The 25732-nt window shown below is 66.7% G+C and carries 22 protein-coding genes; 21 read left to right on the forward strand and 1 reads right to left on the reverse strand.

What is annotated here, in order from left to right; translation table 11 throughout:
• The first annotated feature begins 23 nt into the window (after positions 1-23).
• The 20 genes from coaBC to pyk all read left to right on the forward strand — a co-directional run bounded on the left by coaBC (position 24) and on the right by pyk (position 23174).
• Positions 24-1232, forward strand: a complete 1209-nt coding sequence (gene coaBC, locus ABUA28_RS06205; RefSeq protein WP_349903102.1) for a bifunctional phosphopantothenoylcysteine decarboxylase/phosphopantothenate--cysteine ligase CoaBC — start codon at positions 24-26, stop codon at positions 1230-1232.
• Positions 1233-1266: 34 nt separating this feature from the next.
• Positions 1267-2463: a methionine adenosyltransferase gene (gene metK, locus ABUA28_RS06210; RefSeq protein ID WP_349903104.1), complete on the forward strand. Its 1197-nt coding sequence runs from the start codon at positions 1267-1269 to the stop codon at positions 2461-2463.
• Positions 2464-2468: 5 nt separating this feature from the next.
• The gene (locus ABUA28_RS06215) at positions 2469-4454 is read left to right on the forward strand and encodes a primosomal protein N' family DNA-binding protein (RefSeq protein ID WP_349903106.1); all 1986 of its coding nucleotides are present in this window, start codon (positions 2469-2471) and stop codon (positions 4452-4454) included.
• A gap of 35 nt (positions 4455-4489) precedes the next feature.
• Positions 4490-5419, forward strand: a complete 930-nt coding sequence (gene fmt, locus ABUA28_RS06220; protein ID WP_349903108.1) for a methionyl-tRNA formyltransferase — start codon at positions 4490-4492, stop codon at positions 5417-5419.
• A complete protein-coding gene (locus tag ABUA28_RS06225; RefSeq protein WP_349903110.1) occupies positions 5416-6855 on the forward strand; it encodes an RsmB/NOP family class I SAM-dependent RNA methyltransferase in 1440 nt (479 codons plus the stop codon). The genes fmt and ABUA28_RS06225 overlap by 4 nt, the downstream gene beginning before the upstream one ends.
• Before the next feature lie 4 nt (positions 6856-6859).
• Entirely contained in the window at positions 6860-7531 is a 672-nt protein-coding gene (gene rpe, locus ABUA28_RS06230; RefSeq protein ID WP_349903111.1) for a ribulose-phosphate 3-epimerase, read from the forward strand.
• A 4-nt stretch (positions 7532-7535) separates the two neighbouring features.
• Positions 7536-7910: an FKBP-type peptidyl-prolyl cis-trans isomerase gene (locus ABUA28_RS06235; RefSeq protein WP_349903113.1), complete on the forward strand. Its 375-nt coding sequence runs from the start codon at positions 7536-7538 to the stop codon at positions 7908-7910.
• Positions 7911-7936: 26 nt separating this feature from the next.
• Positions 7937-8200 carry a phosphoribosyl-ATP diphosphatase gene (locus ABUA28_RS06240; RefSeq protein ID WP_349903115.1) on the forward strand — a complete coding sequence of 88 codons (264 nt, stop codon included), beginning with the start codon at positions 7937-7939 and terminating at the stop codon, positions 8198-8200.
• A gap of 54 nt (positions 8201-8254) precedes the next feature.
• Entirely contained in the window at positions 8255-9094 is an 840-nt protein-coding gene (gene hisG, locus ABUA28_RS06245) for an ATP phosphoribosyltransferase (protein WP_349903117.1), read from the forward strand.
• A 1-nt stretch (position 9095) separates the two neighbouring features.
• The gene (gene hisF, locus ABUA28_RS06250; RefSeq protein WP_349903118.1) at positions 9096-9848 is read left to right on the forward strand and encodes an imidazole glycerol phosphate synthase subunit HisF; all 753 of its coding nucleotides are present in this window, start codon (positions 9096-9098) and stop codon (positions 9846-9848) included.
• A 5-nt stretch (positions 9849-9853) separates the two neighbouring features.
• On the forward strand, positions 9854-10234 hold the full coding sequence (gene hisI, locus ABUA28_RS06255) for a phosphoribosyl-AMP cyclohydrolase (RefSeq protein ID WP_349903120.1): 381 nt from the start codon (positions 9854-9856) through the stop codon (positions 10232-10234).
• Complete coding sequence (locus tag ABUA28_RS06260) at positions 10227-11744, forward strand: anthranilate synthase component I (protein ID WP_349903122.1); 1518 nt, start codon at positions 10227-10229, stop codon at positions 11742-11744. Before hisI ends, ABUA28_RS06260 begins: the two co-directional genes overlap by 8 nt.
• A gap of 2 nt (positions 11745-11746) precedes the next feature.
• The gene (locus tag ABUA28_RS06265; protein ID WP_349903123.1) at positions 11747-12337 is read left to right on the forward strand and encodes a Trp biosynthesis-associated membrane protein; all 591 of its coding nucleotides are present in this window, start codon (positions 11747-11749) and stop codon (positions 12335-12337) included.
• A gap of 32 nt (positions 12338-12369) precedes the next feature.
• Positions 12370-12600: a DUF6704 family protein gene (locus tag ABUA28_RS06270; RefSeq protein ID WP_349903124.1), complete on the forward strand. Its 231-nt coding sequence runs from the start codon at positions 12370-12372 to the stop codon at positions 12598-12600.
• 4 nt (positions 12601-12604) lie between these two features.
• Entirely contained in the window at positions 12605-13378 is a 774-nt protein-coding gene (gene trpC, locus ABUA28_RS06275) for an indole-3-glycerol phosphate synthase TrpC (protein ID WP_349903126.1), read from the forward strand.
• Complete coding sequence (gene trpB / locus ABUA28_RS06280; RefSeq protein WP_349903127.1) at positions 13378-14580, forward strand: tryptophan synthase subunit beta; 1203 nt, start codon at positions 13378-13380, stop codon at positions 14578-14580. The genes trpC and trpB overlap by 1 nt, the downstream gene beginning before the upstream one ends.
• A complete protein-coding gene (trpA, locus tag ABUA28_RS06285) occupies positions 14577-15365 on the forward strand; it encodes a tryptophan synthase subunit alpha (protein ID WP_349903129.1) in 789 nt (262 codons plus the stop codon). The genes trpB and trpA overlap by 4 nt, the downstream gene beginning before the upstream one ends.
• Positions 15366-15647: 282 nt before the next feature.
• Positions 15648-20225 (forward strand): glutamate synthase large subunit, encoded by a 4578-nt coding sequence (gene gltB / locus ABUA28_RS06290; RefSeq protein ID WP_349903130.1) that lies wholly within the window; start codon positions 15648-15650, stop codon positions 20223-20225.
• A complete protein-coding gene (locus tag ABUA28_RS06295; RefSeq protein WP_349903132.1) occupies positions 20218-21672 on the forward strand; it encodes a glutamate synthase subunit beta in 1455 nt (484 codons plus the stop codon). The genes gltB and ABUA28_RS06295 overlap by 8 nt, the downstream gene beginning before the upstream one ends.
• A gap of 56 nt (positions 21673-21728) precedes the next feature.
• Positions 21729-23174: a pyruvate kinase gene (gene pyk / locus ABUA28_RS06300; RefSeq protein ID WP_349903133.1), complete on the forward strand. Its 1446-nt coding sequence runs from the start codon at positions 21729-21731 to the stop codon at positions 23172-23174.
• Positions 23175-23239: 65 nt separating this feature from the next.
• Here the strand turns inward: pyk and ABUA28_RS06305 are convergent, their stop codons facing one another.
• Positions 23240-24727: an APC family permease gene (locus ABUA28_RS06305; protein ID WP_349903135.1), complete on the reverse strand. Its 1488-nt coding sequence runs from the start codon at positions 24725-24727 to the stop codon at positions 23240-23242.
• A 161-nt stretch (positions 24728-24888) separates the two neighbouring features.
• Between ABUA28_RS06305 and ABUA28_RS06310 the strand changes: the two genes are divergently transcribed.
• Positions 24889-25698, forward strand: a complete 810-nt coding sequence (locus tag ABUA28_RS06310; protein ID WP_349903136.1) for an acetoacetate decarboxylase family protein — start codon at positions 24889-24891, stop codon at positions 25696-25698.
• The last annotated feature ends 34 nt before the right edge of the window (positions 25699-25732 follow it).

Genomic DNA, 25732 nt, shown 5'->3' on the forward strand with positions numbered 1-25732 from the left:
CCGGCCCCGATAAGGAGCGCTCGATGAGTTCTCGGTTGAACGTCGTCGTCGGCATCACCGGTGGCATTGCTGCCTACAAGGCGGTCGGCGTCATCCGGCTTCTCGTGCTCGCCGGGCACGATGTCCATGTCGTGGCAACGGAAGCCGCGCTGCGCTTCGTCGGTCGCCCGACGCTCGAGGCGATCAGCCGCAACATCGTGCACAGCGACCTCTACGAGGGCGTCGCGCAGGTGAGGCACGTCGCGATCGGACAGGCCGCAGACCTCATCGTCGTCGCGCCGGCGACCGCCAATACGATCGCGAGGCTCGCGGCTGGCCTCGCCGACGACCTGCTGACCAACACCATCCTCGCCAGCACCGCTCCGCTCGTGATCGCCCCGGCGATGCACACGGAGATGTGGCGCAGCCCCGCGACGGTGGCGAACGTCGCTCTCCTGAGGTCACGGGGCGTCACGCTCGTCGGCCCGGCCGCAGGGCAACTGACCGGGGCAGATTCCGGACCGGGAAGGATGGCCGAGCCTGACGAGATCGTCGCCGTCGCCATGTCGGTCTCGGGCCGGGGGAACTCTACGGCCACACGCGATCTCACGGGCAAGCGAATCCTCGTCTCTGCCGGAGGGACACGCGAGCCACTCGATCCGGTTCGCTTCATCGGAAATCGCTCGAGCGGAAGGCAGGGGCTCGCCCTCGCCGCCGCCGCCGCCGCACGCGGAGCCCAGGTGACGGTTGTCGGCGCAAACCTTGAGATCCCGGTTCCTGCGAACCTCGATTTCCAGGCTGTCTCCACGGCCGACGAGCTGGCACGGGCGATGCACGAAGGCGCCGAGACCGCGGATGTCATCATCATGGCGGCCGCGGTTGCGGACTACCGCCCTGCCGAGGTGCAGCCGAGCAAGATCAAGAAGGAGGACCAGGGCGACACCCTCGATCTCCGTCTGGTCAGGAACCCCGACATCCTGAAGGAGCTCTCCGGCGCGAAAAAATCGGGACAGGTGATCATCGGTTTCGCAGCCGAAACCGAACAGGACCGCAATGCCCTGCTCGAACTGGGCAGGGCGAAGATCCTCCGGAAGGGCGCCGACCTTCTCGTCCTCAACACCGTCGGTTGGACGGAGGGCTTCGCGTCTGAGGACAATACCGTCGTGGTCATCGACAGGGCCGGAGATATAGTGGGCGAGGCCGCCGGGAACAAGCTGACAGTGGCCGAGCGTATTCTCGACTTGCTGCCGTAAACCATCCGTCTACCCGTCTTGCGAGGCATCATCCATGAGTACTGCACTGCGCCTTTTCACCTCAGAGAGTGTGACGGAGGGGCATCCTGACAAGATCTGTGACCAGATCTCTGACAGCATTCTGGATGCCCTGCTCGCCGTCGACGCACACTCTCGAGTGGCAGTGGAGACGCTCGTGACGACCGGCCTTGTGCACGTCGCCGGCGAGGTGACCACGAGCGGTTACGTGGACATCCCGGCCATCGTCAGGACCAGGATCTCGGAGATCGGCTACAACTCATCCGACGTGTGGTTCGACGGTCGCTCCTGTGGCGTCTCCATCTCCATCGGCGGCCAGTCTCCCGACATCGCCCAGGGTGTCGACCACGCCATCGAGAACCGCGAAGAGTCCAGCACGGACGCCGGAGATCTCCAGGGTGCGGGCGACCAGGGCATCATGTTCGGGTACGCGACGACAGAGACCCCTGAGCTCATGCCTCTGCCGATCTGGCTCGCGCATCGACTGTCCGAGCGCCTTGCCTCCGTGCGCAAGGACGACATCGTCGACTTCCTTCGCCCCGATGGCAAGACCCAGGTGACGATCGGCTATGACGGCGCGATCCCTCGCACGGTGGAGACCGTAGTCCTGTCCGCGCAGCACTCACCCTCGATCTCAACCGAGGACCTCCGTGCCAGGCTCGAGGAACTCGTCATCCGCCCCGTGCTGGCGACGGTCGACCTCGACTCACGAGACACTCGCATTCTCATCAACCCGACCGGCGTCTTCCACATCGGAGGCCCCCAGGGAGATGCCGGCCTCACCGGGCGCAAGATCATCGTCGACACCTACGGAGGCGCGGCCAGGCACGGCGGTGGCGCGTTCAGCGGCAAGGACCCGTCGAAGGTCGACCGCTCGGCCGCGTACGCGCTGCGCTGGGTCGCCAAGAATGCCGTCGCGGCCGGACTCGCTGACAGGATCGAGGTGCAGGTCGCGTATGCGATCGGCAAGGCCGCTCCCGTGGGGTTGTACGTCGAGACCTTTGGCACCGGCCACATCGACGACCAGACGATCATCGACTCCATCCGCGAGGTGTTCGACCTTCGCCCCGGGGCCATCATCCGCGACCTGGACCTGTTGCGGCCCATCTACGCACAGACCGCGAGCTACGGCCACTTCGGACGCGAACTTCCCGACTTCACTTGGGAGCGTCTCGACCGCGTGGATGCCCTGCGTAGCGCAGCGAAACTGTAGTCTCGATGGCCGCATCCATCGCCAGGGTGCTTCTGGACTCGTCACTGCCACAACTCGACAGGTTGTTCGACTATCGAGTGCCTGAGCAGTACGCGCAGGAGGCCGGGCCGGGTGTGCGGGTGCGGGTACCCCTGCGCTCGGCAGGCCGGATCGCCGATGGCTTCATCGTCGAACTCACGGACTCCGTCGATTACCCGGGAACCCTCAGTGAGCTCGAGTCCGTCGTCTCGACCGTGCCGATCCTGACCCCGGAGGTGTGGGCACTCGCCAGACGCCTGGCCGATCGCGCTGCGGGGAACGCGAGCGACATCCTGAGGCTGGCCATCCCGAAGCGCCAGGTCCGGGTCGAGAAGGCGTGGCTGGCGGCCCCGGAGCCTCGTGTCTCGGGGGTGAAGACGGCACCGGCATCGGGAGAGAGCGAGTACGCCCCGTCCGCGTTTGATGACGCGATCGCCCACGCTCGGCGTGCCTCGGTCGAGGTCACCCCTCTTGTCTCGAATCTGCCGAATGGCCGCTGGGTTGGTCGCTGGGCCGTGGCCATGGCCAATGCTGCGGCGCGATGCCTCGCCGCCGGAAAGACGGCAATCCTCTGTGTTCCCGACTATCGGGACCAGGAACAACTGTCCGCCGCTCTCGAAGCGGTGCTTCCGCCGGAACAGATCGTGCGCCTGGATGCCAGGCAGTCGAATCCGGACCGGTACCGCTCACTGCTCGCGTGCCTCGACGACTCACCGCTCGTCGTCGTCGGAAACCGCTCGGTCATCTACGCACCGGCCGCCAACCTCGGTCTCATCGCGCTGTGGGACGACGGTGATCCGCTGCACTCGGAACCGCTCAGTCCATACGTGCATTCGCGCGATGCCGCCCTCGTCCGGCAGGAACTTCAGGGCTGCTCCCTGCTGTTCTACTCGCACGCCCGCAGCGCCGAGGTGCAGAGGCTCGTGGAACTCGGCTGGCTCGGAAGCATCGCGCCCGTGCGTCGATACCTGCCGAAGGTCATCCCCACGCAGAGCCAGTCCTCTGACGACCGGCTCGCCGCCCAGGCTAGGATTCCGTCGACCGCCTGGAAGCAGGCGCGATCCGCACTCGAGCACGGACCCGTGCTGGTCCAGGTCGCACGTCCCGGATACCTGCCCAGGCTGAGCTGCGCCAGTTGCCACAGGCTCGCCCGCTGCAAGCGGTGCTCCGGCCCGCTGGGGCTTGCCTCGGCGAGGTCGACTCCGGCATGCCTGTGGTGCGGTGCTCTCGCCGCCGAATGGGCCTGCCAGAACTGCGAGGGCACGAGACTGCGCGCCGTCGGGCAGGGTGCGACCCGCACGGCGGAGGAGCTCGGCAGGGCGTTCCCGGGCGTGCGAGTGATCGTCGCAGACGGCGAGCGCCCCATTCTCACCGTGGGCGCCGAACCTTCCCTCGTGATCGCGACCCGCGGTGCGGAGCCCATCGCATCCGGCGGGTATCGTGCCGTACTCCTTCTCGACGGCGACCGGATGCTCGCCCGCGAGAGCCTCCGGGTCGCGGAGGACTGCCTGCGCTGGTGGGCAAACGCCACAGCCCTCGCCGCGCGCGGGGCAGCAACCATGCTCGTCGGGGTCGGTGGCGCTCTTGCGTCCGCCCTGGCGACCTGGCGCCTCGACGACTACCTCCACTCCGAACTCGAGGACCGCCGCACGCTTCGTTTCCCGCCAGCCGTGCGGGTGGCATCCGTCTCCGGGTCGACGGATGCCGTCGACGCCGCCATCGCAGCGGTGTCGGCCCTCGAGACGGAGTCGGCCTCCCTCGACGTGCTCGGACCCGTCGACGTCGCGGACGTCGGCGTGCGCGCAATCGTGAGGTTCGACTACGCGGCGGGCGCCCGAGTTGCCGCCGTGCTCAAGGCGGAGATTGTTCGCAACGCGACGACGCGACGCAGACGCGCGGCCGGGTCCGATCGGAGCCAGCCGTTGCCTACACTGAAAGTGCGCTTCGACGATACGGAGCCCTTCGCTCAATGAGCGCGTTCCCCGCAGGGCGTGCCGGATTGGTTCCCGTGACAACTCTCTCTCTCGTGTTCGCGGGCAGCCCGGCAGCGGCCGTGCCCAGCCTGGCTGCGCTGCACTCCAGCCGGCACAGAGTGACATCTGTGCTCACGCGAGAGGATTCCGAGCAGGGGCGGCGACGGACACTCACCCCCACCGCTGTCGCGCATGCCGCAGAAGACCTCGGATTCCCCGTCATCAAGGCGAACCGGCTCGCGGGGGAGGCGACGGAGCGGATCACCGCACTCGGCCCTGATCTCGGCGTCATCGTCGCCTACGGCGGCCTCCTGCGCGAACCGCTGCTGAGCGTTCCACGACTGGGTTGGATCAACCTGCATTTCTCGCTTCTCCCACGCTGGAGAGGTGCAGCGCCCGTGCAGCGCGCGATCATCGCGGGCGACGAGATCACGGGCGCCTCCGTGTTCCAGTTGGTCGAAGCCCTCGATGCAGGGCCGGTCTTTGGCCAATTCACCCAGGCTGTTGCCCCCGGGCAGACCGCGGGCGACCTGCTCACCTCTCTGGCGGATGCGGGCGCGGAGCTCCTGCTGCGCGTCGTCGACGCTCTCGCGGAAGGCACGGCACGCGCCGTGCCGCAGGACGGTGACGTCACCCCGGCGCCCAAGCTCGAACCGGCGGATGGCCGCATCGACTGGTCGGCCGACGTCGGCACCGTCGACAGGCTCATCCGCGGCGTCACGCCGGAACCCGGTGCATTCACGACGATCGACGCCCTCAGGTTCAAGATTCACCGCGCGCGGCCCGCGGAAGCCACCGCTGCCCTCGCCCCGGGAAGGCTTGCCTCGGGCGGAGAACGCATCCTCGTCGGAACGGGCACCACCCCACTGGAACTCATCACCGTGCAACCCGCTGGCAAGAAACCGATGGCGGCGGCCGAGTGGTGGCGCGGCAGAACGGCGAACGCCGGGGAGTTCGCGGAATGAGCGCACCAAAGACCCGCACCATCAGGTCGGTACAGCCCGCCAGGCGAATCGCCTTCGAGGTCATCACCGCCGTTCGCGAGACCGAGGCGTATGCCAACCTCCTCCTGCCGGTGAAGCTCGAGCGCTCGAAGCTGGGCAGCCAGGACGCGGCGTTCGCCACCGAGCTGAGCTACGGCACCCTGCGTGGTCTCGGATATTACGACACGGTCATCGAGATCGCGGCGGGGCGATCGGTGAACGACATCGACGCGCCCATCCTCGACGTGCTCAGGCTCGGAGCACACCAGTTGCTGTCCATGCGGGTTGCCTCGCACGCTGCCGTCGACGAATCCGTCACCCTCGCTCACGAGGTCGGCTCTCGCTCCGCCGCGGGCTTCGTCAACGCCGTGTTGCGCACCATCACTCGCAGCACGGTCGATGAGTGGCACGATCGCGTCGTCAGTTCGGCCCAGAGCGACGACGAACGCCTCTCTCGCGAACACTCTCACCCCGTCTGGATCGTTCGCGCGTTCCGGCAGGCTCTTGCCGCGGAAGGGCGAGAAGACGAGCTGGTCGAGCTCCTGCGGGCAGACAACGCCGCACCGCGCGTGGGTCTCACGGCCCTGCCCGGCCTTGCCACTCCGCAAGAACTGCACGACACCCACCGTGCGGGATACTCGCCGGTCGGTGCCGTCAGCGACGGTGGTGACCCCGCGCAGTTCCCCGCGGTGCGCGAGGGACGCGCGCGAGTACAGGACGAGGGCTCACAGCTCGCCGCTCTCGCCCTGTCGCGCGCACGTCCGACGGTCGCGGGGGAGCGCTGGCTCGACATGTGCGCGGGCCCAGGAGGCAAGGCCGCGCTGCTCGCCGCCGAGGCCGCTGCGGCCGGGGCAACCCTCGTCGCGAACGAGGTTGCACCGGCGCGCGCCGAACTCGTTCGCCGCGCTCTCGCGGTCTTCCCCGACCCGCCCCAGGTGCTCGTGCAGGATGGCACCGAGATCGGCACCGGGCTGTCGGAGCAATTCGATCGCATCCTCCTCGACGCGCCATGCACCGGGCTCGGGGCACTGCGTCGCCGCCCGGAGGCCAGGTGGCGCAAGCATCCCGCAGACGTCGCGGAACTCGCCTCACTGCAGGCCGCGCTCATCGCCTCCGCGACCAGGGCGCTGAAGCCGGGCGGCATCCTCGCCTACGTCACGTGTTCTCCGCACCTCGGGGAGACCAGGGCGATCGTCTCGGGGGCGCTCGCCCAGGCGGGAAGCGATCTGGTTCGGCTCGACACCGCTGCGATCCTCGCCCGTGTGACGACGCATCCGCTCGACCTCGGCGACACCGACGGTCACGTGCAGCTCTGGCCGCACCGCCACGGAACGGACGCCATGTTCATCTGCCTGCTCGAGAAGCGTGGCGGGCAACCGGGTCCGCAGCACGGCCGACCCGCAGCACGAATAGGGTGATCGCATGTCGATTCGCATCAATCCGAGCATCCTCACCGCGGACTTCGCGAACCTCGAAAGCGAACTGCAGAGGATCGCGAACTCCGATCTCATCCACGTCGACGTCATGGACAACCACTTCGTCCCTAACCTGACCTTCGGCCCGAGGATGGTCGAAAGCCTGCAGGCGGTCACGCCGAGGCCCCTCGACATCCACCTCATGATCGACGACCCGGATCGCTGGGCCCCCGGCTACGCCGAACTCGGCGCGTACTCCGTGACCTTCCACGCCGAGGCCGCCGCGGACGCCGTGGCGCTGGCCAGGCGCATCCGCGAGATCGGGGCACGCGCGGGCATCGCCCTCAAGCCGAACACCCCCGTCGAGCCCTACCTCGAGCTCGTGGCCGAGTTCGACCAGGTGCTCGTCATGACCGTCGAACCCGGATTCGGCGGCCAGTCCTTCATCGAGTCGACGATGCCCAAGCTTGGGGCCCTGCGCGAGGCCGTGAACAGGTCCGGACTGGATGTCTGGCTCCAGGTCGATGGCGGCGTCACCGAGACGACGATCGCGATCGCCGCGGAGGCGGGAGCGGACACCTTCGTCGCTGGATCCAGCGTGTTCAATGCCGCGGACCCGGCGGCACAGATCGAGGTACTGCGGGCAGAAGCAACGGCGCACGCGCATCTGCTTGGATAGTGCCATGACTGACTTCAACAAGACCAAGCCGGAGATCGAGTTCTACGAGGGTGGCGCACCAGAGGAGCTCGTCTCCATCGACATCGAGATCGGAACGGGCGCGGAGGCGACCCCGGGCGCAACCGTGGACGTGCACTACCTCGGCGTGGATCTCGAGACCGGAGAGGAGTTCGATTCGTCCTGGAGCCGCGGCCAGTCCGTGAACTTCCCGCTCAGGAGCCTCATCGCGGGATGGCAGGAGGGCATCCCCGGTATGAAGGTCGGGGGACGGCGCCAGCTCATCGTGCCGCCGCACCTCGCATACGGTCCGGCCGGCGGAGGACACCAGCTCTCCGGGCGCACGCTCATCTTCGTGATCGACCTCCTCGGCGTGAGCTGAGGCTCCAGACCGGTACCCTTGAAGCTGTGAAGACCTTCGACGACCTTTTTCTGGAATTGGGCGAGCGTGCCACGACTCGCCCGGAAGGCTCCGGTACCGTGGCCGAGCTCGACGCGGGTATTCACGCGATAGGCAAGAAGATCGTCGAAGAGGCCGCAGAGGTCTGGATGGCCGCAGAATTCCAGAGTGACGACGAGACGGCCATGGAGATCTCCCAGCTGCTGTACCACCTTCAGGTGCTCATGATCGCGAAGGGCCTGACGACGGAGGATGTCTACCGACATCTGTGATGGCCGGCCCACCCGCGTCCATCGTTCGCCCCGACGAAGTAAAGAGAAGTCACCATGCTGCGTATTGCAGTTCCCAATAAGGGATCGCTTTCCGAGACCGCGATCCAGATGCTGTTCGAGGCCGGGTATGTGATCCGTCGCGACCCGAAAGAGCTCATCGTCTCCGATCCTCGTAACGAGGTCGAGTTCTTCTACCTGCGGCCTCGCGATATCGCGACCTATGTCGGCTCCGGCGCGCTCGATGTCGGAATCACCGGCCGCGACCTGCTGCTGGACTCCGGTAGCACCGCGATCGAGATCGAACACCTCGACTTCGGCAGCTCAACCTTCCGTTTCGCCGGCCCAGCCGGGCAGTTCTCGGCACTCGACGATCTGGGCGGTGTGCGTATCGCCACGAGCTACCCAGGCCTCGTCGGGTCCTTCCTCACCGCGAACGGAGTTAAGGCGAACCTCGTCCACCTCGACGGAGCGGTCGAGTCCGCGGTGCGCCTGGGCGTCGCGGATGCCGTGGCCGACGTCGTCTCGACCGGAACGACCCTCAGACAGCAGGGCCTCGAGATCTTCGGCCCGGTCATCCTCGAATCGACCGCCGTGCTGATCAGCGCGCGGGAGGACCTCGCGGGCCTCACGACCTTCCAGCGCAGGCTGCACGGTGTCCTCGTCGCGCGCCAGTACGTGCTCATGGACTATGACCTGCCCGCAGAGCTCCTCGAGCAGGCCTCCGCGATCACGCCCGGGCTCGAGTCCCCGACGGTGTCGCCGCTGCGCGATAGGGACTGGGTCGCCGTGCGGGTGATGGTGCCGCGCGCGGAGACGAACGCCATCATGGACGGTCTGTACGAACTGGGAGCCAGGGCGATCCTGGTCAGCCCGATCCACGCGGCAAGGATCTGAGATGCCCGTCGCCGTGCGGGTCATTCCCTGCCTCGACGTCGCGGCCGGCAGGGTGGTGAAGGGCGTCAACTTCGCCAATCTCCGCGATGCAGGAGATCCGGTCGAACTGGCGAGGCGCTACTACGAACAGGGCGCAGACGAACTGACCTTTCTCGACGTGACGGCCACCGTCGACGAACGATCGACGACCTACGATGTCGTGCGCGCCACGGCGGAACAGGTGTTCATCCCCCTCACGGTCGGTGGAGGGGTGCGTTCGAGCGATGACGTCGCGAGACTGCTCGCGAGCGGCGCGGACAAGATCGGCGTGAACAGCGCCGCGATCGCCAGGCCACGACTGCTCGATGAGATCGCGGCTCGCTTCGGTTCGCAGGTGCTCGTTCTCTCGCTCGACGTGAAGCGCTCTTGCGGCGGTTTCGTGGTGACGACGCACGGCGGTCGCACCGAGACAGACATGGACGCGCTCGACTGGGCCGCGGAGGCCGTCCGCCGGGGCGTCGGCGAACTGCTCGTCAACTCCATCGACGCGGACGGCACCCGTGACGGTTTCGACCTCGAGCTCGTCTCCGCGATGCGCTCGATCAGCTCCGTCCCCGTCATCGCGAGCGGGGGAGCGGGAGCGGTCCGGGACTTCGCACCCGCGATCTCGGCCGGTGCGGATGCCGTGCTCGCGGCATCCGTTTTTCACGACGGTGATCTCACCGTTGGTGATGTGAAGCGCGGACTCCGGTCCGCAGGATTGCTCGTGAGGTAGAACGCATGGACAGCACCACTCTCGACTCGGTCGTCTCTCGCGCCGTCTTCAACAGCGACGGTCTCCTTCCGGCCATCATCCAGCAGCACGACACGCTCGAGGTGCTCATGCTCGGGTGGATGGATGCCGAGGCTCTTCGGCGCACCCTCACCGAGGGGCGCGTGACGTTCTGGAGTCGCTCGCGGCAGGAGTACTGGCGCAAGGGCGACACCTCGGGCAACGTGCAGTACGTGCGGGGCGCCGCGTTCGACTGCGATGACGACACCCTGCTGGTCTCGGTGGAGCAGATCGGTGCGGCCTGCCACACGGGCGCCAGGCGCTGCTTCGATGTCGACCCGCTCAGCCCCGTGATCGGCACCGCCACAACGGAGCGGCCCGATGAATGAGACGACCCGCGAACAGTTCGACGCTCTTGTAACCGACCATCGGGTCGTCCCGGTGATTCGAGAGATCTTTGCGGACGGCGAGACGCCCGTGGGGATCTACCGCAAGCTGGCGGAGGGCACGCCGGGCACCTTCCTGCTCGAGTCCGCCGAGCAGGGCGGAATCTGGTCGCGCTACTCCTTCATAGGTGTCTCATCCTTCGGCGTACTGACCCAGCAGGCGGATGTCGCCCTCTGGCTCGACTACGGACTCTCCGAGGAGCGGGCGCTCGGCGCTGAGCATCCGCGTGCCCCTCTGGCCACGCTGAACACCCTCCACGAACGCTGGCGGACACCGCGGGTGGCCGGACATCCCCCGCTCACGGGCGGTCTCGTCGGATTCATCGGCTGGGAGGCGATTCGCCAGATCGAGCGACTGCCGAACGTCCCGCCCGCCGACTTCTCGATCCCCGGCCAGGCCTTCAGTTTCGTCTCCGAGCTCGTGGTCGTCGATCACGCCACGGGAAGTGTGCTCCTGATCGCCTCCGCTCTGAACGACGGCGCGGAGACCCCTGAGTCGCTCTGGAGCGAGGCGCAGTCCAGGCTCGATGCCATGCAGCGCGCGCTCGCGCGGCCCACGGAGGCCTGGCTCGCAGACGTCGACATCTCCACCGCACCGAACCCCATGCCCCGCATCGCAGTGGGCGAATACCAGGAGGCGGTCAAGCGCGCGAAGGAGCACATCAGGGATGGAGACGTCTTCCAGGTCGTCATTTCCCAGCGCTTCGATCACGAGAGCACTGCGGATCCGATCGACGTCTATCGGGTGCTTCGAACGCTCAATCCGAGCCCGTACATGTACATGCTCACGCTTCTCGACGGCACCGGCGAGCCCTACTGGGTCGTCGGCTCCTCGCCGGAGGCCCTTGTGAAGGTTGATGCCGGTCGGGTCTACATGCACCCGATCGCGGGGTCGAGGCCCCGAGGCGCGGGTCCGGAAGAAGACCTGGCCCTCGCAGAAGAGCTCCTCGCCGATCCGAAGGAGCGCGCGGAGCATCTCATGCTCGTCGACCTCGCGAGAAACGATCTGCTCAAGGTGTGTGTGCCCGGCACCGTCGAAGTGACGGAGTTCATGCAGGTCGAACGGTTCAGCCACATCATGCACCTCGTGTCATCCGTCGAGGGCGACCTGAGACGGGATGCGGGGTCACTCGAGGTCTTCACAGCCACCTTCCCTGCGGGAACACTCTCGGGCGCTCCCAAGCCGCGCGCACTCGAGATCATCGACGAGTTGGAGGTCGCCCAGCGCGGACTCTACGGCGGCGTGGTCGGCTACTTCGGGTTCGCCGGAGATCTCGATCTCGCAATCGCGATCCGCACTGCCACTATCTCGGGGGGAGTCGCGAGGGTACAGGCGGGCGCGGGCCTCGTCGCGGACTCGGACCCCGAGACGGAACACCGCGAGGCACAGAACAAGGCGGCGGCCCCGCTACGGGCAGTCGCGGTCGCCAACGCACTTCGGAGGCTCAGCTGACCATGACGCCACGGCGCACCAAAACTCTGACACTGCTCGCCGGCATCCTCGCGAGCGCCCTGACCCTGCTCACCTGGACGCAGGAGTGGTTCCACCTCGGTGTCACAGGCACGGACACCGCGATCACGGCACTCTCTGTGCCGGGCAGCACGGCCGCGCCGGACCTCTCCGCTCTCAGCCTCGCCGGGTTCGCCCTCGTGGCGGCCCTCGCGATCTCCGGCCCCGCGCTGCGTATCGCGTTCGGCGTGATCCAGGTCGCACTCGGGGCGGGGGTCATCGCGTCGAGCGCGATCGCGATCCAGGGCCCCGTGTCATCCTCTGCCGCGGCGGTCACCAAGGCCACGGGCGTCTCGGGCCCCGACTCGATCGCCGCGCTCGTGTCCTCGGTCGATACCTCCGCCTGGCCGGTGGTCGCGGTGATCCTCGGAGTCATCACCGCCGTCATCGGAATCGTGACTGTCTTCACGGTGCGCCGCTGGCCCGGGCCGACGCGCCGCTACGACGCCGTCGGCACCGGGCGCGGAAAAGAATCTGGCGGCTCTGTTTCCGATTGGGATGAGTTGAGCGGGGGGAGCGACCCAACCGCACGCTAGACTTTGGATTCAACACCCCAAGAAGGAGCATTGTGAGCGACGACACATCAGATCCCGGCCACGGCAATTCGCCAGCCGCGTGGACCGCTGTGATCATCATGTTGGTAGCTTTTGCCGTCGGCACGGTTGCCTTCTTCCTCGACCTTCCCGTGGTCGTCTGGGCCTGCGCAGGGCTCGCAATCGTGGGCCTGATCGTCGGCTGGATCCTCGCTCGGGTCGGCTACGGAGTGGGCGGCGCCCGGTACGTCCCCAAAGAGCACTAGAGGGGTGCTTCCCGATCTGGTGGCCGGGGCACTCGAAGATGCTTCGGCCAGACGTGAACAGCGCAGCCTTGCGCTGGTGGAAGCGGATGCTCTGGCCCGCGACACGGCACGCAACGCACTCGAGGCGCTGGCCCCGTCCGATCGCGTGAAGATCATCGCGGAGGTCAAGAGGGCGAGCCCATCGCGTGGCCCGCTCGCGGACATCCCCGACCCGGCGGCCCTCGCCGTGTCCTACGAGACCGGTGGCGCAAGCGCGATCAGCGTACTCACCGAGGGCAGGCGCTTCGGCGGGTCCCTCGCGGACCTCGAGGCGGTCCGTGAGGCCGTCAGCCTTCCCGTGCTGCGCAAGGACTTCATCGTCGAGCCGTACCAGGTGCTCGAGGCGCGGGCATCCGGCGCGGATATCGTCCTGCTCATCGTCGCGGCACTCGACCAGGCCAGGCTCGGCGAGCTGCACTCGCTCGTCTCCGAACTCGGCATGACCGCGCTCGTCGAGACGCACAACGCGGACGAGGTGTCGAGGGCGCTCGACATCGGCGCTGCCCTCGTGGGCGTCAACGCGCGCAACCTCAACACCTTCGAACTCGACCAGGACCTCTTCGGCAGCCTGGCCGACCGCATCCCCTCCGGCGTCATCCGGGTCGCAGAGTCCGCCGTGACCTCGCCCGCCGATGTCGCTCACTACCGACAGGCCGGCGCGGATGTCGTGCTCGTCGGAGAAGCCCTTGTCACCGATGGAGACCCCGTGACCACCCTCCAACAGTTCCTGGCTTCCTGATGGCTCTCCGGGACGAACGCGGACCATACTTCGGCGAATACGGCGGCAGGCACATGCCGGAGCCGCTCGTCGCGGCCATCGACGAGATCACCGCGGCCTACGAGGCCTCCAAGACAGACCCGATGTTCCAGGCCGAACTCGCGGAGCTTCACCGCAATTACACCGGCAGGCCGTCGATCATCACAGAGGTGCCTCGGTTCGCTGAGCACGCCGGTGGCGCGCGCATCATCCTCAAGCGGGAAGACCTCAACCACACGGGCTCGCACAAGATCAACAACGTGCTCGGCCAGGCGCTGCTGACCAGGAAGCTCGGCAAGACCCGTGTCATCGCGGAGACCGGTGCGGGCCAGCACGGCGTCGCAACGGCCACGGCCGCGGCGCTGTTCGGCTTCGACTGCACGATCTTCATGGGAGAGGTCGACACGGAGCGGCAGGCGCTCAACGTCGCCCGCATGCGCCTGCTCGGCGCGGAGGTCGTGCCGGTGACGACGGGCGCACGCACTCTCAAGGACGCGATCAACGAGGCGTACCGCGAGTGGGTGACCACGGTCGAGACGACCAACTACATCTTCGGTACGGCCGCCGGCCCGCATCCGTTCCCCGAGATGGTGCGCAATTTCCAGAAGATCATCGGAGAGGAGGCCAGGCAGCAGGTTCTCGACCTCGTGGGCAGGCTGCCGGATGCCGTCGCGGCCTGCGTCGGCGGCGGCTCCAACGCGATCGGCATCTTCCACGCGTTCCTCGACGACCCGGATGTGCACCTGTACGGATTCGAGGCCGCGGGCGACGGCATCGACACGGAGCGCCATGCCGCCTCGATCGAGCGCGGCAGGCCCGGCATCCTCCACGGCGCTCGCACCTACCTGCTCCAGGACGACGACGGCCAGACGATCGAGTCACACTCCATCTCGGCCGGGCTGGACTATCCGGGGGTCGGGCCCGAGCACGCGTGGCTGGCCGACATCGGCCGGGCACAGTACCTTCCCGCCTCCGACAGCGAGGCAATGGAGGCCCTCAGGCTGCTCAGCCGCACCGAGGGGATCATTCCCGCCATCGAGTCGGCACACGCACTCGCGGGCGCACTCAGGCTGGGCCGCGAACTCGGGCCGGACGCGGTCATCCTCGTGAACCTCAGCGGCCGCGGGGACAAGGACATGGAGACCGCAGGCGCATACTTCAACCTTCTGGACGGTGCCAGGTGAGCCAGGTCGAAGACGCGATCACCGCGCGCACGGCCGTGGGAGGCGGCGCCCTCATCGGCTACCTTCCGGTCGGATTCCCCGACCTGCCCACGAGCATCGATGCCGCGCTCGCCCTCGTCGAGAACGGAGTCGATGTCCTCGAACTCGGACTCCCATACTCCGATCCCGTCATGGACGGCTCGGTCATCCAGCGCGCGACCCAGACGGCGCTGGCCAACGGTTTCCGCCTGCACCACGCCTTTGAGGCCGTTGCGGCCATCCGGGCACGCACGAGCGCTCCCGTGCTGCTGATGACCTACTGGAATCCGATCACCCAGTTCGGAACAGAGCGCTTCTCCGACGAACTGGTCGCGGCGGGGGGAGCGGGCCTCATCACGCCCGACCTCATCCCGGACGAGGCCGCGGAGTGGCTCGCCGCCTCCGAGCGCACCGGCCTCGACCGCGTCTTCCTCGCTGCGCCGTCCTCGACCGACGAGCGGCTCGCGCGCGCCAGTTCGCTCAGTCGCGGTTTCGTCTACGCCGTCTCGACGATGGGCACCACGGGTGCTCGTACGGATGTCGACTCGGCCGCGCGCACGCTCGTCTCGCGGCTGCGTACGGTGGGCGAAACCCACGCGTGTGTCGGCCTCGGCATCTCCACCGCGGAGCAGGTGCGCGAGGTCCTGGGCTACGCGGACGGCGCGATCGTCGGGTCCGCGCTGGTGAAGTCACTCGCCGACGGGGGAGTCACCGCGGTCGCGAAGACTGCGGCGGCCCTGGCCCGCGGCACAACGCCGAGCAAATAATTTCTTCGCCGCAGTCTCGCGCCCGCGCACGATGGGTGCTTCCGGCTGCGCTACACTCTGAGAACACCTATTCGGATTCAGATGGCAATGACGCCTCGACCGATACCCCAGCAGCGTCCGGATCAGGCAATGTCAGCGCTCGTCACAAGCGAGGCGATGGGCACGTCCCGAAGACTCCAATCATTCGAGGCATCGAGGGTCGAATCTCAGACCCGCCCGTTCAATTCCTTCTGGGCCGCTGAAGTCCCGCATTCATCTGTCATCTCCAGAGGACGGTACTTCATGCCAGTCACGCCACCCTTTTCACGCTTCAGCTCGGTCCCCGCAGCAACCGGCCTCTACGACCCGGCCGACGAACGGGACGCCTGTGGTCTCGCCATGGTCGCGACGCTTCGCGGTACCGCCGGCCACGACATCATCGACGCGGCACTCGGAGCCCTGCGCAACCTCGAGCACCGCGGTGCGATCGGCTCGGACGCAGGAACCGGAGACGGTGCGGGCATCGTCACGCAGATCCCGGACGCGTTCCTTCGTGCGGTCGTCGACTTCGACCTTCCCCAGCAGGGACGGTATGTCGTCGGCATGGCGTTCCTCCCGACCGACCTGGAGACGCGTGAGGTCGCACGCCGCGGCATTGAAGCCCTTGCCGCGCAGGAGCAGCTCGAGGTTCTAGGCTGGCGTGAGGTCCCGGTGCGCCCGGAGGGCCTCGGACACCTCGCTCGTGAGGCGATGCCGCACTTCGAACAGCTCTTCCTTGCAAGCACGCGTCGCACCGAGACCGGCTCGGCCGTGTCTGGCCTCGCGCTCGACCGTCAGGCCTTCCGCCTCCGCAAGCGTGCGGAGCGCGAGTTCGAGGTCTACTTCCCGTCGCTGAGCTGCCGGACGCTCGTCTACAAGGGCATGGTGACCACGCTCCAGCTCGAACCGTTCTACCCTGACCTGTCCGACCCCCGCTTCGCCTCACGCCTCGCCCTCGTGCACTCGCGTTACTCCACCAACACCTTCCCGTCCTGGCCCCTGGCCCAGCCCTTCCGCATGCTCGCGCACAACGGCGAGATCAACACGGTCCAGGGCAACCGCAACTGGATGCGTGCCAGGCAGTCCCAGCTGCACTCAGAGGTGCTCGGGGACATGGACTCGATCTTCCCGATCCTCACCCCGGGAGCAAGCGACTCTGCCTCCCTTGACGAGACGGTCGAGCTCCTGACCCTCGGCGGTCGTTCGCTTCCGCACGCGATGATGATGACCATCCCCGAGGCGTACGAGAACCAACAGGACATCGATCCAGCTCGCCGCGCGTTCTACGAGTACCACTCCATGCTCATGGAGCCGTGGGACGGTCCGGCAGCACTCGTCTTCACCGACGGAACCCTCGTCGGTGCGACCCTGGACCGCAACGGCCTCCGCCCCGGCCGCTACCTCGTCACGAGCGAAGGCCTCGTGATCCTCGCGAGCGAGATCGGCGTCCTGGATGTCGACCCGAGCCTCGTGGTGCGCAAGGGCCGACTGCGCCCCGGCAAGATGTTCCTCGTCGACACCGAGGCCGGTCGACTCATCGAGGATGAAGAGGTCAAGGGCGAGCTCGCGGCGTCCCAGCCGTGGGGCGAGTGGCTCGACGCGGGCAGGATCAACCTCAAGGACCTCCCGGACCGCGAACACATCATGCACACGCCGGCGTCCGTGACGCGGCGCCAGCGCACCTTTGGCTACACCGAGGAGGAGCTGCAGGTTCTTCTCGCCCCAATGGCACAGAACGGAGCAGAGCCCATCGGTGCGATGGGCTCAGACACCCCGATCGCGGTGCTCGCGGACCGCCCGCGCCTGTTGTTCGACTACTTCACCCAGCAGTTCGCCCAGGTCACCAACCCGCCGCTCGACAGCATCCGTGAGGCTGTCGTCACGTCGATGAAGCTCGGGCTCGGGCCGGAGCGCAACCTGCTGACGGCGACGCCGGAGCACGCGTACCAGATCATCCTCGACTTCCCGGTGATCGACAACGACGAGCTCGCCAAGATCCAGCACATCGACGCGTCGCCGGGCAGTCGCACCACCACGACCCTGCGCGGCCTGTACCGTTTCGACGAGGGTCCGCAGGCGATGCAGAACCGCATCGATGCCATGTGCGTCGAGGCCGATGAGGCAATCGAAAACGGCGCGAAGTACCTCGTGCTGTCTGATCGCGACTCCAACAAGGACCTCGCGCCGATCCCGTCGCTTCTCATGGTGTCCGCCATCCATCACCACCTCATCCGCAAGGAGAACCGACTCAAGGTCGGGCTCATCGTCGAGGCGGGCGATGTGCGCGAGGTGCACCATGTCGCACTCCTGATCGGGTACGGCGCATCCGCGATCAACCCCTACCTCGCGATGGAGAGCGCGGAGGAGTTGGTGCGCAACGGCACCGTCACCGGCATCACCCAGGAGAAGGCCGTCGCGAACCTGATCAAGGCGCTCGGCAAGGGCGTGCTCAAGATCATGTCGAAGATGGGCATCTCGGTCGTCTCCTCGTACTCCGGAGCGCAGGCCTTCGAGGCCGTCGGCCTGAACAAGGAGTTCATCGAGCGCTACTTCACCGGCACGACGAGCAAGCTCGGCGGTGTCGGCATCGACGTCGTTGCGTCGGAGAACCTGTCCAGGCACAGGAGCGCCTATCCGGACGACGCGTCCACGACGGCACACGAGCGCCTCGCGACCGGCGGAGAGTACCAATGGCGCAGGGAGGGCCCGCCACACCTGTTCAATCCGGACACGGTGTTCAGGCTGCAACACTCCACCCGCACCCGCCGCTACGACATCTTCCGTGACTACACGAAGCTCGTCGACGAGCAGGCGACCAACCTCATGACCCTCCGCGGCCTGTTCACGCTGCGCCACGGAGTCCGTCCGCCGGTTCCGATCGACTCCGTCGAGCCCGTGTCCTCCATCGTGAAGAGGTTCTCCACCGGAGCGATGAGCTACGGATCGATCAGCGCAGAGGCACACCAGACCCTCGCGATTGCGATGAACAGCATCGGCGGCAAGAGCAACACCGGTGAAGGCGGCGAGGATGTCGACCGCCTCGTCGACCCGGAGCGTCGCAGCGCGATCAAGCAGGTCGCCTCCGGGCGCTTCGGCGTCACGAGCATGTATCTCACGAACGCCACAGACATCCAGATCAAGATGGCCCAGGGCGCCAAGCCGGGGGAGGGCGGCCAGCTGCCGCCGGCCAAGGTGTACCCGTGGATCGCGCGCACGCGGCACGCGACCGCGGGGGTCGGACTCATCAGTCCGCCTCCACACCACGACATCTACTCGATCGAGGACCTGAAGCAGCTCATCCACGATCTCAAGAGGGCAAACCCCGACGCGCGCATCCACGTGAAGCTCGTGAGCCAGTCCGGGATCGGTGCGGTTGCCGCGGGAGTCGCGAAGGCTCTCGCAGACGTCATTCTGGTCTCCGGCCACGACGGTGGTACCGGTGCGAGCCCGCTCAACTCGCTCAAGCACGCGGGTACTCCGTGGGAGCTGGGGCTCGCGGAGACACAGCAGACCCTCATGCTCAACGGCATGCGCGATCGCGTTGTCGTGCAGACGGACGGCCAGCTGAAGACGGGGCGCGACGTGATCGTGGCTGCCCTGCTCGGCGCGGAGGAGTTCGGCTTCGCGACGGCCCCGCTGATCGTCTCCGGGTGCATCATGATGCGCAAGTGTCACCTCGACACCTGCCCGGTCGGTGTTGCGACCCAGAACCCCGAGTTGCGCGGACGCTTTACCGGTAAGCCGGAGTTCGTCGTCAACTTCTTCGAGTTCCTCGCGCAGGAGGTGCGGGAGTACCTTGCGGAGCTCGGCTTCCACACGCTCGAAGAGGCGATCGGTCGCTCCGACGTGCTCGACGTGAACGGTGCGATCGAGCACTGGAAGGCCGATGGGCTCGACCTCACTCCGATCCTTCGTGGTCCGAAGTTCCCGGCGGATGCGCCTCGCGCACACCGCAGACCGCAGAACCACGAGCTCGAGAAGCATTTCGATGTCGAACTCATCCGGCTGAGCGACGCGGCACTCCGGGGTGGAGAGCACGTCTCGATCTCACTGCCGATCCGGAACACGGAACGCTCGGTCGGAACGATGCTCGGGCACGAGGTGACCGTTCGCTACGGCGAGAACGGGCTTCCGACAGACACGATCGAGGTCAATCTCCTCGGATCTGCCGGCCAGTCGCTCGGTGCCTTCCTTCCCGCGGGTATCACGCTGCGCCTCGAGGGCGACAGCAACGACTACGTCGGCAAGGGACTCTCCGGTGGCGAGATCGTGCTTCGGCCCGATCGCCGCAGCCTGTTCCCTGCCGAACGGAACGTCATCGCCGGCAACGTCATCGGCTACGGTGCGAGCCGGGGAAGCATGTTCATCCGCGGAATCGTGGGCGAGCGCTTCCTCGTGCGCAACTCCGGTGCGACGGCCGTGGTCGAGGGCGTCGGCGACCACGCCCTCGAATACATGACCGGCGGACTCGCGGTCATCCTCGGAGGCACCGGGCGGAATCTCGGTGCGGGGATGTCGGGCGGAACGGCGTACGTGTACGACCTTCGCCCCGAGCGGGTCAACAGCGAGGCTCTTGCCGCGGGCGAGCTCGAACTGCTTCCGCTGGGCAGCGCAGACAGGGCGATCCTGACCGACCTGCTCGCGCGGCACCTGGCCGAGACGGACTCCGCACTGGCCGCCAGGATGCTCGATGACATCGACGCGACCCTGGAGAAATTCGTCAAGGTCCTGCCGCGGGACTACGCGGCCGTGCTCGAGACGCGCGCCACCGCGGAACAAGAAGGACTTGACCCCGACGGCGATGTCGTCTGGGGCAGAATCATGGAGGTGACAGGTGGCTGACCCCAAGGGTTTCTTGAAGACGCGCAAGCGGGAGCTTCCCCCTCGCAGGCCCGTCGCCATCCGGCTCATGGACTGGAAAGAGGTCTACGAAGAGGGCGACGCCGCGACACTGCGGCGACAGGCGAGCCGCTGCATGGACTGCGGAGTTCCGTTCTGTCACCAGGGCTGCCCACTCGGCAACCTCATCCCGGAGTGGAACGATCTGGTTCGTCGAGGAGAGATGCGGGAGGCGAGCGAGCGCCTGCACGCCACCAACAACTTCCCCGAGTTCACCGGGAGACTCTGCCCGGCCCCCTGCGAGACCGCCTGTGTTCTGGGTATCAACCAGGAGCCGGTGACCATCAAGCTGATCGAGCAGTCGATCGTCGATGAGGCCTGGGCCAACGACTGGGTGCAGCCGCATCCGCCGGAGCGCCTCACAGGCAAGACCGTCGCCGTGGTCGGCTCCGGCCCCGCCGGGCTCGCTGCCGCTCAGCAGCTCACCAGGGCAGGGCACACCGTTGCCGTGTTCGAGCGCGACGACCGGATCGGTGGCCTGCTGCGCTACGGCATCCCGGACTTCAAGCTCGAGAAGAAGGTCATCGAGAACCGGCTCAGGCAGATGCAGGCGGAAGGAACCAGGTTCCGCGCGGGCGTCACGATCGGTGTCGACATCAGCTGGGCAGACCTTCGTGCTCGCTACGATGCCGTCGTCGTTGCCACTGGCGCGCTGCGACCACGCGACCTGCCGATCCCCGGGCGAGACCTGCCCGGAGTGCATTTCGCCATGGAGTACCTCACCGAGCAGAACCGGGTAGGGGCCGGCGACATCGTCCCTGACCAGATCACGGCGGAGGGAAAGCATGTCGTCATCCTCGGTGGCGGAGACACCGGCTCCGACTGCATCGGAACCGCCCACAGGCAGCACGCCCTATCCGTCACCAACCTTGCGATCGGTGTCCAGCCTCCGCTGGAGCGCCCGGAGCACCAGCCGTGGCCGATGTACCCGAACCTGTTCGAGGTCTCTCACGCGCACGAGGAGGGCGGAGACCGTGTCTACCTCGCGTCGACGGTCGAGTTCCTGGCGAACGAGGTCGGAGAGGTGCGCGCCATCCGGCTCGCCGAGACCGAGTATGTCGATGGCCTGAGGGTCCCGAAGGCGGGTACAGAGCGCGAGATCCCCGCAGACCTCGTACTGCTCGCGCTGGGCTTCAGCGGCACGGACAGTGTCGAGATCGAGGACCAGCTGCACGTGCCACTCGTCTCGGGAAACATCGAGCGCGGCGCCGACTACCAGACCAGCGAATCCGGGGTGTTCGTCGCGGGCGACGCCGGCCGAGGGCAGTCGCTCATCGTGTGGGCGATCGCGGAGGGCCGCGCCGCTGCGTCTATGGTTGATCGGTACCTTGAGGGCGAGACCCTCCTGCCGTTCCCCGTGAAGCCGACCGATAAGGCCATCGCGCTGTAGAACCTGAGCGTGCAAGCGCTTGTGCAACCATTGAAGTACCCACACAGAAGGAAGACATGAGACGAGCCAAAATCGTCGCGACACTTGGCCCAGCCACGTCGAGCTACGAGAACATCAAGGCAATCATTGACGCGGGCGTCGATGTTGCACGAATGAATCTCAGCCACGGCAGCTATGACGTGCATGAGGAGGTCTACGCCAACGTGCGCAAGGCGGCGGATGACGCGGGCAAGCCCGTGGCCGTCCTCGTCGACCTCCAGGGACCAAAGATCCGCCTGGGCAAGTTTGCAGACGGACCCTACGAGTTGGCCGTTGGGGACATCTTCAAGATCACGACGGAAGAGGTCATCGGCACCAAGGAACTCTCCGGAACCACCTTCAAGGGCCTTCCGCAGGATGTCTCGCCAGGCGACTTCCTTCTCATCGATGATGGCAAGGTCAAGGTGCAGGTCGTCGAGACCGACGGCACCGTCGTCACGACCAAGGTCGTCGTCGGCGGTCCCGTGTCCAACAACAAGGGCATCAACCTCCCGGGCGTCGCTGTCAACGTTCCCGCGCTGTCCGAAAAGGATGAGGCGGACCTGCGGTGGGGCCTGCGCCTCGGTGCGGACATCATCGCCCTGTCCTTCGTCCGCAACGCCGATGACGTGACCCGCGTGCACGAGATCATGGCCGAGGAGGGTCGCAAGGTTCCCGTCGTCGCCAAGATCGAGAAACCGCAGGCCGTCGATCACCTCGAGGCGATCATCGACGCCTTCGACGCGATCATGGTTGCGCGCGGTGACCTCGGCGTCGAACTTCCGCTCGAGGCGGTCCCGATCGTACAGAAGCGCGCTGTTGAGCTTGCGCGCCGCATGGCCAAGCCGGTTATCGTCGCGACCCAGATGCTCGAGTCGATGATCTCCAGCCCCGTGCCCACGCGTGCCGAGACCTCCGACGTCGCGAACGCGGTGCTGGATGGCGCGGATGCGGTCATGCTGAGCGGCGAGACCAGCGTCGGTGAGTATCCGGTCGTCACAGTGGCGACCATGGCGAAGATCATCGCATCGACAGAGGACCACGGACTCGAGCGCATCGCGGAGCTCGGAACGAAGCCTCGCACCCAGGGTGGCGCGCTGACGCTCGCCGCTGCGGAGGTCGCAGAGTTCGTCGACGCCAAGTACGTGTGTGTCTTCACGGAGTCCGGTGACTCCGCGCGTCGCATGTCGAGGCTGCGGGTGAAGATCCCCATGAAGGCGTTCACACCGGACCAGGCCATCCGTCGCCGCATGGCGCTGACCTGGGGAGTCGAGTCGTTCCTGGTCGACCGGGTCACCCACACGGACGCGATGTTCCACCAGGTGGATGACATCCTGCTGGGCAACAACATGGCCGAGGTCGGCGACAAGGTCGTTGTGATCTCCGGTTCCCCTCCCGGGATCTCCGGGTCCACGAACGACCTGCGCGTTCACCGCGTCGGCGACGCGGCCAACGCGGTTGCTCCCGTCTGGAAGACGGAGTAGAGACCACACAGCAGAAATGGCGCTGGGCGCCTCCCGTGACGGGAGGCGCCCAGCTCATTTTTCTATCAGGACAACACGTCCCGCAGGAACTCCGCGTTCACGGCCCTGCGCGCCCGCGAGATGATGAAGCCCACGAGCAGCAGAGCGAAAGGCAGCAGGATCAGCACCCAGCCGATCGGGCTGAGTCCCCACGCTGCCGTCGGGTCCACACCCTCGGCGACAGTTCCCGCAAGCAGGCCGAAGCGCGACATGAGGAGGTACTCTCCGAGCACGAGACCAATGACCGCGAGCACGGGCGCGATCATCGTCTGGAAGATGTTCTCGTCGCCCCGGTTCTTCCGGAAGTACGCGATCACCGCGACACACACCAGGATCTCGATCAGCACGATCGCAACGACTGCCAGTCCGCTGAACCAGAAGAACAGGTTGAGCACGGGGTCGAGCTGGAAGATCGCGAAGATGACGATGACGAGTCCGCTGATCACGGACGTGACCATGGATGCGGTACTCGGTGCCCCGCGCCGGTTGACCGTACCGAGCCTGGCCGGGAGCACGCCTCCACGTCCCATCGCGAACAGGTAGCGGCTCGCCGCGTTCTGGAACGCGAGGAGCCCGGCGAACAGGCTCGAGAGGACGAGGATGCTCATGATCGTCGCCATCCACGGCCCCACGTACTGGGTCGCGAGCGAGAACAGCACCTGCGCCGGGTCAGCAAGCCCGTTGGAGAGCTTGTCGGTGGTCTCGACGGCATGCCCCGCGCCCATTCCGGTCACCATCGCGAAGGCGGTCAGAGCGAAGAGCACCGTGATCACGCCCACAGCGAGGTAGGTTGCGCGGGGGACCACCTTCTTCGGATTCTTGGACTCTTCGCCGTAGATCGCGGTCGCCTCGAAACCGATGAAGGACGCGAAGGCGAAGGCGAAGGCGATTCCTGCCGACCCGGCCAACCCGCCCGCGAGGATTGCCGCGGGGTTGAAGGACGCCCAGAAGTCGACTCCATCCGGTCCACCGTTTGCAAGAATCACGATCGCGGTGACCACGAGCGCGGCCAGTTCACACAGCATGAGAACGCCGAGCACCTTGGCTCCGACGTCGACACGCAGAAGGGACAGCACCGTGACGACGACCCAGGCGACGAGCGCCCAGGCCCACCACGGCATGATCCCCAACTGTCCGGAGATGACTCCGCCGAAGAATCCGAAGATCGCAAGCTGCACCGCAAGGTAGGCGAGAATCGAGACAAAGGCCGATGCGATGCCCGCGTTCCGTCCGAGTCCTCGCCCGATGTAAGCGAAGAACGCGCCGGCGTTGGTGACCCGCTGGCTCATCGCCGCATAGCCGACACTGAACAGCAGGAGCGTGATGCCGACGACCAGGTAGGCTCCGGGTGCGGCTGCCCCGTTTCCGAGTACCACGGCGACCGGTACAGCACCGGTCATGCCGACGAGTGGCGCCGCAGCGGCCACGACGAAGAAGACGATTCCGATCGTGCCGAGGCGTCCCTTGTGCAGGGAGGTCTGCGGCTCGTCGGCGGTTTTTTCGGTAAGCGCCATTGAGATACTCCTCGTTGAGTTCATGGGTGCACAGATCGTCCGTATCCGAACGAGTTACTACACCTTGGCGAACGGAGCGGGCCCCGTCAAGAGGGAAACGCCAATCCGTGCGATTCATTTGGGTACGAACCATCGTGGATTGTGGACTACACTCTGGCGCTATGACACCTCTCAACGGCTTCCTCCCGCCACTGACGCCGGAAGGTACGAGTGCGCTCGTCCCAAGCCCACCGTGGCACTACTCGGGCACCCTGCTCACCGTCGAGTACCGCACGGACCCGGCCAACATCCGCGCCATCCTGCCGGAGGACATCGAGCTCGCACCCGAGGACCCGGGCGCCGTCGCCCTCATCTGGGCAGACTGGCAGTCCTGCAGCGACGGGGGGCTCGAGCTGCTCGACCCCGTGCGTTCGCAGTATCTCGAGGCCTTCGTCGTGGTGCGCTGCGCATACCAGGGCACCGTCTACAGCCGCTGCGTGGCCATCTGGGTCACCAAGGACTTCGCACTGGGCCGTGGCTGGTTCCAGGGCTACCCGAAGAAGCTCGGAGCAATCCACGTCACCCGCGTGTTCAATCGGGGGAAGGCGACGCCGAGGCTCGCGCCTGGCGCCCAGCTCGGGGCATCCCTCGCCGCATACGACCACCGGCTGGCCTCCGCCGTTGTCACGCTGCGGGAACCGTCGGAGGCCAACGGCTTCGTCAACGGCCATCGGATGCTGCACAACCGGATCATGCCCTCCATCGGCAAGGATCAGGGGCTCTCGCTCGACCAGCTCGTCTCGATGGGAGGAATCGATCTCGACCTGGGGCAGGCCTGGCGGGGCGATGCAGAACTCTCACTCGCGGATTCACCATGGGACGAACTGCACTCGATTCTCCCGGTCGACGAGATCATCGGCGGCTATTACCGCGAGATCGGAACCACCTTCGATGGAGGAGAGCTTGTCGCCGACCGCTCCCGACCCGTCTGAGCTGAATCGTCTGAACCGAGTCGGCTGAACCGGA

Source organism: Parafrigoribacterium humi, from assembly GCF_040227205.1.
Lineage (GTDB): Bacteria > Actinomycetota > Actinomycetes > Actinomycetales > Microbacteriaceae > Parafrigoribacterium_A > Parafrigoribacterium_A humi.